Genomic DNA, 12,945 nt, shown 5'->3' on the forward strand with positions numbered 1-12,945 from the left:
TCGAAAGCCTACCGATCCAGCTTCTCTCCCCTCAACCACGCCGCGCCGCTGGCGTAAAGCCGCTCCACCGCCGCGCCTTTCAGGCCCGGCATGTCGCGCTTGATCTGGTAGCCGATCTGGCTCTGCAGATAAGCGAGGTGCCGATAGCCCTCGGGGAATTGCGCGAGCGATGCGGGATCGAGCGACAGCTTCGCCGCGGGATCGACCGGATCCATCCGGTCCTTTTCGTAGATCGGTTGACGCAGCACGAAGCCCCAGCGGCCATCGCGTTTCTCGAGGAAATCATAGAACCGCCCGGTGCAGACCACGTCGACCTGAACATCGTGCACGACAGCGCGCTGCGCGATCGTCATTTTGGTCTGGGAGATCGCGCGGGGCCCCGCCAGATCGATCGCCTGCCCGCCGAGGAAATGCAGGATCGAAACGCCCTTGGCCCAGCCGGCCTGGCTCATCGCGATGAATTCGTCGGCGGTGCCTTGCGTCCAGGTCGCCATCATCCGGCCGTCGTCGAACCAGACCGTCCGGAAGCGCTCCCAGTCTCCGGCGTCCCGCCACACCACCCAATTCTCGATCAGGTCGCGAATCGCGAGCCGGTCCTGCCACGCCACGTCCATCTGCCGTTTCCGTCCCGCGTCTTGTTGCGCGGCGCCACTATACAAACGGCCGCACAAAGCGCGAGGGGGCGGGATGCAGCCGTGCTCTGCCTGGCGTTGGGGGCGAGCCCGGTATCAGGCCTGTGCCTCCGCCCGGTCTCAGTTGCGGGCCTGAGAGCGATCCTGCAACATCGCGCTCAGCCGCGGATGCACCTCGATGTTGCGATCGTAGCTGATCAGACCGAGCTTGCGGAACTTGTTCATGAAGAAGCTGACGCGCGAGCGGGTGGTGCCGATCATTTCGGCCAGCGTCTCCTGGCTGATATGCGGCGCGATCGGTTGCGCGCTGCCGTCATCGTCGAGCTTCGACAGACGCAGTAGCAACCGCGCCAGCCGCTTCTCGCTCGAATTGAACAGCTGATCGATCAGATCCTCTTCCATCCCGCGGTTGCGGATCAGCAGATGGCGAATGAACAGTTCGGCGAAATCCGGCTCGGTGCGCAAGGCCTCGATCACCCGGCATTTGTTGATCGAGGCGACGACGCAATCGCGCATCGCGATCGTGGTCGCGTATCGGGTTTCATCGCCGATCAGGCAGCCGTCGCCGAAGAACTGCCCGGACTCCACCAGCCGGGTCGCAGCCTCCTTGCCCTGCGCGGACAACACGACGACTTTGATCCGACCCTCGAGCAGAAAGAAGACGTTGTCGGCGGCATCGCCTTGGGAGAAGATCACCTGATCCCGCGCAAACCGCAGCAGCGCCTTCCCAGCGCCCGGCCTGGAGAAGTACTCTCGATAGTCGAAGTCGGCTTCCAGCTTCATTGGCCTCTCCAACTCCCTGCGAAGCTGATGCGGCTCAAATGATAGACTGCCGTAGCCTGAAAACGCTGGTAAAAACTCCATTCCTAGTGAAGGTACGAGGTCTCGCCGTCATCGTTTCAAACGGGTGGTGGCGACAGCGACCGCCGACGACCGCGCGTGTGGTCGCACGCGCGCGATTCCTCAAGACGCGATCGGGCGGCGGCGGAGGCGCGATCCGTGGACGGATCGGCTCGCGGATCGCCGCGCCTCACGTCACCGGCGTGATCCGCTCGTCGGTCCAGGACAGGCCGAATTCGTCGAGCCCGGCGGCGAGATAGTCGCTGAGCAGCGGTTCGCCGAGCAGGTAGCGTGCGGTGCGGCCGTTGCGGCCGTCGGCGGCCTCGCGGCGCAGATCGTCCCATTCCTCGATGCTGCCGTCGCCGCGGCCGAGCCGCATCAGCGCCACCAGATCGATCTGCTCTTCCTCGGTCATCGCGGCGATGAACCCGGCGATTTCCTGCGCCACCGGATCGTCGCCATTGTCCTCCAGCACATCGATCATGTTGTCGTCGACGCCGTTCGAGCCGGAATCGAGGTCGGAGGCCCCCTCCTTGACGTCGTATTCACGCGCCTTCTCGATCAGAAAGCCGACCTTATCGGTGGAAATCGCGAGTTCCGGCATCGAATGATCTCCCATCGTTTGGCGCCGTGCGACCAACGCGGTGCAGCGGCAGATGATCCATTGCACCGCTCCGGCAAAACCAGCATGGTCGGGCAAAACAACAATCGGGAGAGACGTGGGATGGGCTGGACGATCGGCAAGGTCAAGATCACGAAAATCGTCGAAATCGAATCCACCGGGGGCACCCGGTTCATCCTGCCGCAGGCCACCAACGAGGAAATCCAGAAGCTGCCCTGGCTCGCGCCCGACTTCGCCAATGCGGAGGGCCGGCTGAAGATGACCGTGCACGCGCTGGTGGTCGAGACGCCGACTCGCCGCATCGTGGTCGACACCTGCATCGGCAACGACAAGCAGGGCCGCAGCGTCCCGACCTGGAACGGATTGGACAGACCCTTTCTGGCCGACATGGCCGCGGCGGGCTATCCGGCCGACAACATCGACATGGTGATCTGCACGCATCTGCACGTCGATCATGTCGGCTGGAATACCCGGCTCGTCGATGGGCGCTGGGTGCCGACCTTCAGCAATGCCCGCTACGTGTTCGCGCGCGACGAATACGACTACTGGAAACAGCACAGCACCGAGGGCGAGCACGCCGCCGTGTTCGCGGATTCGATCCAGCCGGTGGTCGATGCCGGTCTGGTCGATCTGGTGGCGAGCGATGCGGCGATCAGCGACGAGATCACGCTGATTCCGACGCCGGGCCACAGCCCGGGCCATGTCAGCCTGCACATCCGCTCGGACGGCGCCGAGGCGCTGCTGAGCGGCGACGTCGCGCACCATCCCTGCCAGATGGCGCATCTCGACTGGGCCTCGACGGTGGACTTCGATCCGAAGCAATCGACCGAATCCCGGCGCGCGCTGTTTTCGCGCTTCGCCGATACGCCGACGCTGGTGATCGGCGGCCATTTCGGGCCCGGCCACATCATCCGCGACGGCGACGCCTTCCGCTTCGTCGCAACGCAATAGCCCTGCGCGACCGCACCGCATGGGCCGCCCGCGACTACGCCGGTTGAATTTCGCGCAGCGCTGTTCCATGAGGTGAGCAGCGAAAATTCAGGAGGAAGCGCGGCATGAAGCTCGTTCGATATGGTGCGATCGGCCAGGAAAAACCCGGCCTGATCGATAAATCAGGCCAGTTGCGCGATCTGTCGGCGCAACTGCCGGACCTCGCCGGCGAAGCCTTCGCGCCGGCCAGCCTCGCCAAGCTCGCCGCGCTGGATGCCGCGAGCCTGCCGGCCGTGGCAGGCCAGCCGCGGATCGGATCGCCGGTCGGCGGCGCGCCGAAATTCATCGCTATCGGACTGAACTACGCGGATCACGCCGCCGAAGCCAACATGCCGATTCCGTCCGAGCCGATCGTCTTCATGAAGGCGTCGAGCTCGCTGTGCGGGCCGAACGACGACGTCGAGAAGCCGCGCGGATCGACCAAGCTCGACTGGGAAGTCGAACTCGCGATCGTGATCGGCAGCCGCGCCAAATACGTCTCCGAGGCCGATGCGTTGAACTACGTCGCCGGCTACGCGGTCTGCAACGACGTTTCCGAGCGCGCCTTCCAGATCGAGCGCATGGGGCAGTGGACCAAGGGCAAGTCGCACGACACGTTCGGGCCGCTCGGGCCGTGGCTCGTCACCCGGGACGAGATCGCCGACGTGCACAAACTCGGGATGTGGCTCGACGTCAACGGCACGCGCTGCCAGACCGGCTCGACCGCGACGATGATCTTCAACGTGCCGAAAATCGTGTCCTATCTGTCCGAGCTGATGACGCTGCTGCCCGGCGACATCATCACCACCGGCACGCCGCCCGGCGTCGGCATGGGCAAGAAACCCCCGCAATTCCTCAGCGTCGGCGACGTCGTCACGCTCGGCATCGACGGCCTCGGCGAGCAGAAGCAGACCATCGTGGCGGCGTGAGCCGCAACATCAAGGACGTCATCCCGAGGAGCGCTCCGCAGGAGCGCGTCTCGAAGGATGGTGAAGTTGATAGTATTCGCCGCCCATCGTTCGAGACGCCCGGCTTCGCCGGGCTCCTCAGGATGACGTGGCAAGCGTCGAAAAGCCCCGCCTGACAAGCCTATCCGAAGGACTTCCGATGAAACTCTCGTTCTCCCCCGCCTCGCCGTTCGCCCGCAAGCTGCGGATCGCCGCGATCGAACTGGGACTGATCGACCGCATCGAATTCATTCCGGCGACGGTGATCCCGGCGCAGGCCAATGACGACTACATGCGCGACGTCAATCCGCTGAAGAAGCTGCCGGCGCTGATTCTCGACAACGGCGAAGTGATCGTCGATTCCTACGTGATCGCCGAATATCTCGACGATCTCGCCGGCGGCGGCAAGCTCGTGCCGGCGTCGGGGCCGGAGAAGTGGCGCGTGAAGAGCGATCACTCGCTGCTGCAGGGCATGCTGGATTCGATGCTGCTGTGCCGCTACGAGAAGATGGTGCGGCCCAAGGAGCTGTTCTGGCAGGGCTGGTACGACGATCACTGGAATCGCGCCTGGAGCGGCCTGGCGCGCTTCGAGAAGGCCGATAAAGTCTTGAACGGACAACTGGATTTGGCGCAGATCGGGCTGGTTTGCGTGCTCGGTTATGCGGATTTCCGGTTTCCCGATTGCGGCTGGCGCAAGGCGTATCCGAAACTCGACGCGTTCAACCAGAAAATGATGGAACGTCAATCGGTTAAGGTCTCGATGCCGCCGCCGGCGTGAGGCTTTGCGCCGCCGGCGCGGGCCTTGGCGCCGCCGGCGTGAGTCTTGGTGGCTTGCGGCAAACCTGTGACAAACTTCAGGCAGGTCGCGCCGCAAGAATTCCGCCGTTCAATCGAACAGGCTCGGCGTGTAGTTGACCGCCGCGCCCTCGATCGACAGCAGTTTGAGCTTGGTGGCGACGCCGCCATTGGCGGAAAATCCGCCGGGCTTGCCGCCGGCGGCGAGCACGCGGTGGCACGGCACGATCACCGGCACCGGATTGCGACCGAGCGCCTGGCCGACCTCGCGCGCCAATTCGACTCCGCCGAGTCGTTTGGCGATGTCGCCGTAACTCAGCGTGTGCCCCGGCGGGATGGTGCGCGCGATGGCGTAGACGCCGCGCTGGAATTCGGAGACGCCGTCGAGGTCGAGCGCAATATGCGTGAGATCGATCGGCTGGCCTGCGAGCAGTGCGACGATGCCGTCGATCGCGTCTTGCACCGGCGCCGGCGGCGCGGCTTCGTCGATCGCGCCCTGGCGTTGGGCGATCCGCGCGCGGGTCTGCGCCTCGCTCGGCTGCGGCAGTTGCACGGCGACGACGCCGCGATCGCCCCAGGCGATGCCGCAGCGGCCGAGCGCGGTGTCGAACATCGCGTAGTTGTACGCCGTCATCGGAATTCTCGTTGCTGATGGGCCGGCGAGTCTAGCCGCGGCGGGCGCCGTGATCCACCCGGATTCAGACGTCGCGCTGTTCGATCCGTTCGGCGATCGCCAACAGCCACGCGCCGCGCTGCTGCTGCAGGCTCTTCGCGCGCGCCGCCGCTTGCTTGCGCATCGCCGGCAGTGCGTCGATCATCGCGGCGATGCCGGCGACCAGCGCCTCCTGCTGGAACGGCTCCGGCAGCACCAGGCCGGCGCCGCTGCGCTCGATCTCGCCGGCATAGCCGCAGGCGGCCGAGGCGAGCACCGGCACGCCGGCGAGCAGCGCCTCGCCGATCACTTGCCCGGCCGCTTCGGAGCGCGCGGGGTGCAGCATGAAATCGGCCGCCGCGATCAGCTCCATCACCTCGGCGACGTAAGGCACGATGTGCACGCGCCGCTCGAGATCGCGCCGCACCACGCCGCGATGCAGCCACGGCGAATCCGAACCGGCGACGACGAGGTGAAGCTTCGGATAGGACGCCAGCGCGGCGAGGCTACGATCGACGCCCTTGAGCTTCGGATCGACCGCGACCGACACCGCCATCAGCGCGTCGCCGGGAATGCCGAGCTCGCTGCGCCAGCGGGAGGCGCCGAGCTTGCGCGCGGCGGCGTAGCGGTCGTCGTGCAGCACCATCGGCAGCACGCTGGCGCGGGCCGGCTCGAAATCATAGGCGATGATGTATTCGTCGCGCTGGCGCTCGGTGAGGAAGAACAACCGGGTCGCGGCCGGCGCCGCGAACACCGCGCGCTCCAGCGCCAGCTTGGCGCGGCGGCGCGGCGGCCACGCCAGCAGCTGCCAGGCGCGCAGGATCGCGGCGCCGTCGGCGACGTAGTGATAATCGGCGTCGGGGATTCGCTCGAACGACAGCAGCGCATCGGGCCGCTCGCGCTGCCTGCGGTCGATCACGTCGCGCGCAAAATTGCGCAGCAGCACGTGATTGGCGAGCCCGCGGGCGCGCAGGCTCTCGATCCGCAGATCGTCGATGGCCGCGACGTCGGCCGACGTCGTCAGCACGGTGACGTCGTGACCACGCGCCGCAAGGTGCCGCGCGATCGCCATGCAATCGCGTTCCTTGCCGCCCAGTCTGTCGAGTTTGAAGATCGCCAGCATGACCTTCATGGGAAACGCCGGCTCATCGAAGGTGCATCCGGATCATCACAACGGCGCGGTTATAGCGCGGCGGAACGCGATGGTGCAACGCGGTGATGCATGAGAAACATGCGCGACCGTCATCCTGAGGAGCGCGCCTTCTTCAGGCGCGCGTCTCGAAGGATGGCGACGGGTGAAGGTGCTTGCGGCCATCCTTCGAGACGCCCGGCTCGCCCTCACGGGCGATTCCGGGCTCCTCAGGATGACGGCTGCGGGGCGCGGCGACCGCAGGATGACGGCTGTGGGCGCGGCGACGCAGGATGGCGGCTGGGCTTGTGGCTGCTCGGGATGAGATCGGGCGCGTGACAGTCGAGGGGTGAGACCGACCGTCGGGGCTATTTTCCTGCCGCCAGTTCTCCGACCGGCGCGCGCGTGAGGCGGTTGTGGCGTCGGCGTGACAGATACAGCAGCAATCCGGTGATCACGAACAGCGGCATTGCAAGCGCGGCGAGCATGAACAGCAGCTTGCCCGGCCAGCCGAGGATCGCGCCGCGGTGGATGTCGAGCACGCGGGCGAGGATGCGGTCGCCGAGCGGCTTGGCGGCGTAGAGGTCGGCGGAGACGATCTTGCCGCTCGCGGCATCGATGCGGAATTCGTCGCGGACGCCGTCGGCGGCGGCGCTCCAGGATCGGACGCGCACCAGCGTGCCGCCGCCGGCCGGCGGCGTCAGGCGCGCGGTGACGAAGCGCTCGCCCTGCTGCTGCAGGAAGGCCGACCACACACGATCGAGCGGCAGCGCCGATGCAGCCTCGCGCTTGCTGTCGGACTTGTCGGATGCGGCGGCCATGCGCTTCGGCGCTGGCTGCATCGGTTCGGCGCGCGGGGGCGCGCTGGACAAAAGCCAGATTGCGCCGTCTCTGTACCAGTCGAACGACCACCACAATCCGGTCAGCACCATCACCAGATAGATCAGCATCGCCCAAGTGCCGATCACCGCGTGCAACGAGCGGTGCAGGCCGCGGCCGCGCAGCCGCCAATTCGGCTTCAGCCAGACCTTCACGCTGCCGGCGCGATGCGGCCAGCGCAGCACCAGCCCGGTGATCAGCATCGCGATCAGGCCCATTGCGACGATGCCGCCGATCGGCCGGCCCCAACCCTTGGCATCGCCCGGCAGCAGCAGCCAGCGATGCAGCTTGCGCACCGTGGCGAAGAAGCCCTCGCCGACCGGATGGCCGAGCACGCGGGCGTCATAGGGATCGACATAGAGCGACGACGGCCGCGAGGCGTCGTCATTGCGCGCGAAGCGGATGTGAACCGCCGCCGCCGGATCGCGCGCCAGCGTGAGCGAGGCGATCTTGCCGGCGCCGGTGGCGGCCTGCAGCCGGGCGATCAATTCGTCGGGCTGCAGCCGCGGCGTCGCGCGGAGCTCGACCGTTGTGCGATCGGCATTCAGCGCGGCCTGGATCTCGTCCTCGAAACTCAGCACCGCGCCGCTCAGCGCGATCACGGCGAGGAACAGCGACAGGATCAGGCCGGCGATCGAATGCAGTTGCAGCAGCGCCGGTTTGATCGCGGACGACCTTGCCACAACGCTAGAACTTCGCCGTCGCCGACAGCGAGAACCGCCGGGCGTCGCCGAGGGCGACGTTCAGGGTGTTGACCGCCGACGGGTAGTACACCTGATCGAACAGGTTCTTGACGTTGAGCTGATAGATCACCGGGATGCCGGCGTGTTTCACCTCGTAGCTGGCGAAGACATCGGCCACCGTATAGGCCGGCAGCACGAAGGAATTGGTGCTGTCGCCGGGCCGGTCGCCGACATAGCGGGCGCCGCCGCCGAGCCGGAGCCGCCCGGGCAGCGCGGTGCCGAAATCATACACCAGGAACAGCGACGCGGTGTTCATCGCGACGTTCTGCAGGCGCTTGCCGACCAGCGTCGGATCTTCGGTCACATAGGCGTCGGTGTAGCCGTAGCTGGCGATCGTGCTCCAATGATCGTCGAGCCGGCCGGTGACGTCGAATTCGACGCCGCGCGAGCGCACCTTGCCGGCGGCGCGATATTCGTTCAGCCCCGTCGACGCGTTGAACTGCGACACCAGCACGTTCTTCTTGTCGATGTCGTAGACCGCCAGCGTGCCGGACAGCCGCTTGTTCAGGTCGAATTTGACGCCGGCTTCATATTGCGTGCCCTCTTCGGGCGCGATGTTGGAGCCGATGACGACGCCGCCGGTCAGCGGCGCGATGGTCGAACTCGGCTGCAGCGACTGGGTGTAGCTGGCGTAGAGCGAGACCTGCTGGTTGAGCTTGAAAATCGCGCCGGCGAGCGGCAGCACCTTCGACCCCGCGAGGTCGGTGTTGGCGGTGAACGGCCGGCCGCGACCGGCGAGCTGATCGTATTCCATCCAGCGCAGGCCGCCGACCAGCGAGAACCAGTCGGTGAGATGCAGCGTGTCCTGCACGAACAGCGAGCGGGTTTCGAGCTTGTCGGTCTGGTCGCTGTCGGACGCCGAGACGGTCGTGCCCGGCTGCACCAGGCCATAGACCGGATTGTAGAAGTTGAAGCTCGGCGTCGACTGGCGGATCAGGTTCTGCCGATAGATCACGCGGCGCTGCGCATCGCCGCCGATCAGCACGTCGTTGCGCAGCCCGCCGAGCCAGAGCTCGCCCGACAGATATGACGTGCCGTAGCTCGAATAGGCCAGCGCGCCCTTGGTGCCGTCATTGCTGCGGGTCTCGACGCCGGTTGCGGCATTGACGCCGGTGATGCGGAGCTGATTGGCGTCGTAGGTCTCGGAATTGTAGCTGTAGGCGGCGGTGAGCTTCCAGACGTCGTCGAGGCGGTGCTCGACCGAGCCCTGCACCAGATCCGACTTGCCCCAGGTGCGGTTGAACGCCTCGTCGAGCCGTCGCGTCGCCGGGATCGCCAGCGGCGCGCCGTTGACGAACGACGTGCCGCGATCGAACGGGTAGCTGAACTCGCGGTGCTCGTAGCTGAACTGCACGGTGGTGCGCTCGCCATACCAGGCCAGCGACGGCGCCAGCAGCATCTCGCGATTGGCGCCGAAATTGCGCCAGTAATCCTCGTCGAGCCCAGAGCCGATGAACCGATAGGCGAGGCCGGTGTCGCCGATCGGCCCGGTGAGGTCGAAGATCGCATTGGCGCCGTTCTTGCCGCCGCCGAAGCTGGAGCCGAGCAACGTCAGCGAGCCGTGCTGATACAGCTCCGGCCGCCGGCTGATGGTGTTGACGATGCCGCCGGGGGTCTGGATGCCGTACAGCAGCGACGCCGGGCCCTTCAGCACCTCGACGCTCTCGACGGTCGCGCCGAGGGCGCGGCCCTGCACCAGCGGCATGCCGTTGCGCATGATCGAACCGTCGCGATTGTCGCCGAAGCCGCGCCGGATCACCGCGTCGAACGAGCCGGCGAGCGTGTTGGTCTGGGTGACGCCGGAGACGTTGGCGAGCGCGTCGTCGAGATTGCGCGGCAACTGATCCTTCAACACCTGCTCGGGCACCACATTGACGGATTGCGAGCTCTCGAGCGGCGAGGCGCCGGTGCGCAGCGTCGTCGGGCTCGGCATCGCCCGGTAGCCGAGTTTCTGCTCGTTGAGCACGGCTGCGGCGGCCGCGGCGCGTTCGGACGGCGTCGGCGGCGCCGGCGCGGGATTGCGTTGAGGATTCGGCCGGCGCGCCACGGCCTGTGGATTTCGCTGCGGCGCCGCCACCGATCGCGGACGCGCCGGCCGGGCGGCGGGCGCATCGACGGTGACGCTCGGCAGCTCGGCGCCGGCCGCGGGCGCAACGCCCTGGGCTTCGGCCGGTCGCGACGAGGGCGGCAGACTGACGAGGCAGATCGCGGCGCCGAGCAGCAGTCGGGCCGTGGCGCTGCGAAGCAAGCGCGGCGATGACAGGATCGGCCAGCGGCGGGCGGTCGGCATTGCGTGTGACTTTCAAAAGCAACTGTGAGTGACAGCCGCCCTTAGCAGACGCAGCAAAGCGGGAGAATGCAGCCGCGATTGAATCGCTCTAAGGCGCAATCGCATTTGTCGCGATCGGCGATGCCGACAACGAGCGCGTGCAGGCCGCGCGGACGATCCGCGGGCGGGCACCCTCCCGGGCGGGCCGCCTCCCGTCGCCATCCTTCGAGACGTCGGCGTCGCCCTTTCGGGCGAGACGGGCTCCTCAGGATGAGGGGGTGGGTGCGGCTGAACGGTTGCGACAAACAAAAACGCCGCCTCGGGGATGAGGCGGCGTTGTTGTTTCTGTGGGCGGATGTCGAGATCGCGCGGCTATTCGTCTTCCTCGAGCGCGTCGACGAGCTTGTCGTAGTTCTTCAGCACGAGGTCGATGTTGGTCTGGTTCTTGACCGTCGGGCCGGGCGATTTCAGCGCCTCGTTGAGATCGGCCAGCGCCAGCTTCTTGTCCTCGGCCGACATCTTGGGATCGGCCTCGACGATCGCGATCTGGGCCTTCAGCTCGGCCTCGGGGCCGACATAGGTCTTGGTCTTGGCATCGACCCCGGCCATCACCATGCTGATGGTCTCGACCACCTCGCTGTAGTCGCCGTAATCGGCGAAGCCGTGCTTCTTCGCGGCGGCGTCGAGTTGCTGGATGATCTTCGGATCCGGCTTGGCCTGCGGATCGTCGGGAAGCTTGGCGGCAACCGCGTCGACGTCCTTGTGGGCGGCGAGCACGCCCGCGACCTGCTTCTCGGTCAGCGTGATTTCCTTGAACGCCGGCTGCGACGGCGCCGCGGCCTCGGGCGAGGGCTTGGTCTCGGCCTCTGACTTTGCCTGGGCGAAGGCGGCGGAGCCGGACGCCGACGCCAACGCGACGGCAAGACAGGCCGCGCCGAACCAGGCGGCGACGGGACGAAAACGCTGGTGCATGAAATTCTCCTCGGTGGGTCCGCCCTGTTGGTCAGAACCGGCGAATCTCCGGTTCAAGGCAGGCTTGATCTTGATGTCGATTAGGGCCGAACGAAGATGAAGCGGGCTTGAACGGACGCAGCGGCGACGGACGAGGCGCGGTTCCGAATGACGCGCAGTTGCGGGTGATCAGTTCGGGGACGGCGACCGAAGCAGCGCCGATGCGGCAGCGAGGCCGCCCGCCGCGGCAGGATTCCGGCGACCGGAGGCCGGTCGTCGGAGACGATCATGCGCCGGCGGGCGGCGGCGCGCGCGATCAGACCGTGGCGACGCCGTCGATCGGACTGATGTCGCCGACGAAGCGCGGCAGATCCGCCATGGTGAAGGTGCCCGGGACTTCGGACGGCAGGGTCGGATTCCAGTCCTTGCCCCTCAACCACAGATAGGACTGGTGATCGCCGTGGACCAGGCCGAAGACTTCGGCGAGCAGTCGCGCCGACCGGCCCGAGACGCTCGCCCTTGCCGCGCTGTTGGGCTTCCTTGAGGATGTAGTACCACAGCGGCGTCGCCTCGTGCAGGCCGTTCCGCGCCGCCACCGCGCCGTCTTGTCGCGTACATCGGTTTGTCAACCGATCGGCGAACCAGCCAACCAGCAATGGTGCGCGTGCGGCACCCGCTCAAGGTTTATATGATACGAGGGCCTGGGCATCAGCACGCGACTGTCGCCTCTGTGCATCCGGCATTGAGACGAGGCCGCTATCCCCAAGATAGCCGTCAGGGCCGAACGCATTTTCACTCGTGAATTCGGCGATCCACTCCTTAATCCCCGGGATCTGGCCGATTTGAGCCTTTTTCACATACAAATAGAGAGGGTACGCTATCGGGAATGTGCCTGAAGCCACCGTCGCTTTCGACGGGACGACGCCGTCCAAAGCGACAACTTTCAACTTGTCGTCGTTGTTCGTGTAGAAAGACCAGGTGACCACGCCGACGCCCTTGGGATCGGATTGAAGACGAGCGAGTGTGCCGCTGTCGCTATCCATATTGACCACATTCGCGGCTTGCCGCGCTGCCCGACATTGCGCCGCTACTTTGGATTTGTCTGGATTGGTTTTCTGGATAATCGCGTAGGCCCCGGTGGACGTGCACGACGAAACCATCAGCATTTCGTCGAACACGTCGCGCGCACCGTGGTTAGCGCTCGGAATGTAGAGGGTATTGGCCGGCTTGCTCGTATTTGACGCCAACGTGCCTTTGTCCGGAACGTCCCGCGCGATCGCAAGGTAGACAGCCGTGCGCGAGAGGGCCGGGGTCTGGCTCGCCTTATTGGTGACAAACACAAGGGCATCATAGCCAAACTGCACTTGAGTAATGTCTTTGACGCCGTTCTTATTGCAGAGCTCGACTTCGGAAGAAGCGATCCGGCGCGAGGAGAAAGCGATATCGAAATTGTCGGGGCCGACGCCGCGGCAGAACGACATTAACCCGGCTGGCGGGCCTCCGTCTTTCACGATGGG

At 66.1% G+C, this 12,945-nt stretch carries 12 protein-coding genes (1 of these 12 cut by a window edge); 3 read left to right on the forward strand and 9 right to left on the reverse strand.

The genetic code is table 11. The annotated features are described in order from the left end of the window. Nucleotides 1–8: 8 nt before the first annotated feature. The 3 genes from RPB_RS21295 to RPB_RS21305 form a co-directional block, all read right to left on the reverse strand. Complete coding sequence (locus RPB_RS21295; RefSeq protein WP_011443105.1) at nucleotides 9–614, reverse strand: nuclear transport factor 2 family protein; 606 nt, start codon at nucleotides 612–614, stop codon at nucleotides 9–11. Nucleotides 615–752: 138 nt separating this feature from the next. Then, nucleotides 753–1,415, reverse strand: a complete 663-nt coding sequence (locus RPB_RS21300) for a Crp/Fnr family transcriptional regulator (protein WP_011443106.1) — start codon at nucleotides 1,413–1,415, stop codon at nucleotides 753–755. A 247-nt stretch (nucleotides 1,416–1,662) separates the two neighbouring features. Beyond that, nucleotides 1,663–2,076, reverse strand: a complete 414-nt coding sequence (locus tag RPB_RS21305) for a DUF3775 domain-containing protein (protein WP_041798394.1) — start codon at nucleotides 2,074–2,076, stop codon at nucleotides 1,663–1,665. Between the two features lie 120 nt (nucleotides 2,077–2,196). Here RPB_RS21305 and RPB_RS21310 point away from each other — a divergent pair, with 120 nt between their 5' ends. The 3 genes from RPB_RS21310 (at nucleotide 2,197) to RPB_RS21320 (ending at nucleotide 4,788) form a co-directional block, all read left to right on the forward strand. Further along, nucleotides 2,197–3,045, forward strand: coding sequence for an MBL fold metallo-hydrolase (locus RPB_RS21310; protein ID WP_011443108.1), 849 nt, complete (start codon nucleotides 2,197–2,199; stop codon nucleotides 3,043–3,045). Between the two features lie 104 nt (nucleotides 3,046–3,149). Then, nucleotides 3,150–3,992: a fumarylacetoacetate hydrolase family protein gene (locus RPB_RS21315; RefSeq protein ID WP_011443109.1), complete on the forward strand. Its 843-nt coding sequence runs from the start codon at nucleotides 3,150–3,152 to the stop codon at nucleotides 3,990–3,992. Between the two features lie 178 nt (nucleotides 3,993–4,170). Next, the gene (locus RPB_RS21320; protein ID WP_011443110.1) at nucleotides 4,171–4,788 is read left to right on the forward strand and encodes a glutathione S-transferase; all 618 of its coding nucleotides are present in this window, start codon (nucleotides 4,171–4,173) and stop codon (nucleotides 4,786–4,788) included. A 108-nt stretch (nucleotides 4,789–4,896) separates the two neighbouring features. Here the strand turns inward: RPB_RS21320 and RPB_RS21325 are convergent, their stop codons facing one another. The 6 genes from RPB_RS21325 to RPB_RS21350 form a co-directional block, all read right to left on the reverse strand. Further along, nucleotides 4,897–5,439 (reverse strand): methylated-DNA--[protein]-cysteine S-methyltransferase, encoded by a 543-nt coding sequence (locus RPB_RS21325; RefSeq protein WP_011443111.1) that lies wholly within the window; start codon nucleotides 5,437–5,439, stop codon nucleotides 4,897–4,899. Nucleotides 5,440–5,503: 64 nt separating this feature from the next. Continuing rightward, complete coding sequence (locus tag RPB_RS21330; RefSeq protein WP_011443112.1) at nucleotides 5,504–6,589, reverse strand: glycosyltransferase family 4 protein; 1,086 nt, start codon at nucleotides 6,587–6,589, stop codon at nucleotides 5,504–5,506. Nucleotides 6,590–6,954: 365 nt separating this feature from the next. Next, the gene (locus RPB_RS21335) at nucleotides 6,955–8,148 is read right to left on the reverse strand and encodes a PepSY-associated TM helix domain-containing protein (protein ID WP_011443113.1); all 1,194 of its coding nucleotides are present in this window, start codon (nucleotides 8,146–8,148) and stop codon (nucleotides 6,955–6,957) included. A gap of 4 nt (nucleotides 8,149–8,152) precedes the next feature. Then, nucleotides 8,153–10,498 carry a TonB-dependent siderophore receptor gene (locus tag RPB_RS21340; protein ID WP_011443114.1) on the reverse strand — a complete coding sequence of 782 codons (2,346 nt, stop codon included), beginning with the start codon at nucleotides 10,496–10,498 and terminating at the stop codon, nucleotides 8,153–8,155. 351 nt (nucleotides 10,499–10,849) lie between these two features. Beyond that, on the reverse strand, nucleotides 10,850–11,449 hold the full coding sequence (locus tag RPB_RS21345; protein ID WP_011443115.1) for a hypothetical protein: 600 nt from the start codon (nucleotides 11,447–11,449) through the stop codon (nucleotides 10,850–10,852). Nucleotides 11,450–12,105: 656 nt separating this feature from the next. Then, on the reverse strand, nucleotides 12,106–12,945 hold the 3' portion of the coding sequence (locus RPB_RS21350) for a PstS family phosphate ABC transporter substrate-binding protein (RefSeq protein ID WP_157038879.1). The gene runs 204 nt beyond the window's last position; 840 of the gene's 1,044 nt are visible here — the last part of the coding sequence; the start codon falls outside the window, past its right edge; its stop codon occupies nucleotides 12,106–12,108.

The sequence above is a fragment of the Rhodopseudomonas palustris HaA2 genome (assembly GCF_000013365.1).
GTDB classification, from domain to species: domain Bacteria; phylum Pseudomonadota; class Alphaproteobacteria; order Rhizobiales; family Xanthobacteraceae; genus Rhodopseudomonas; species Rhodopseudomonas palustris_J.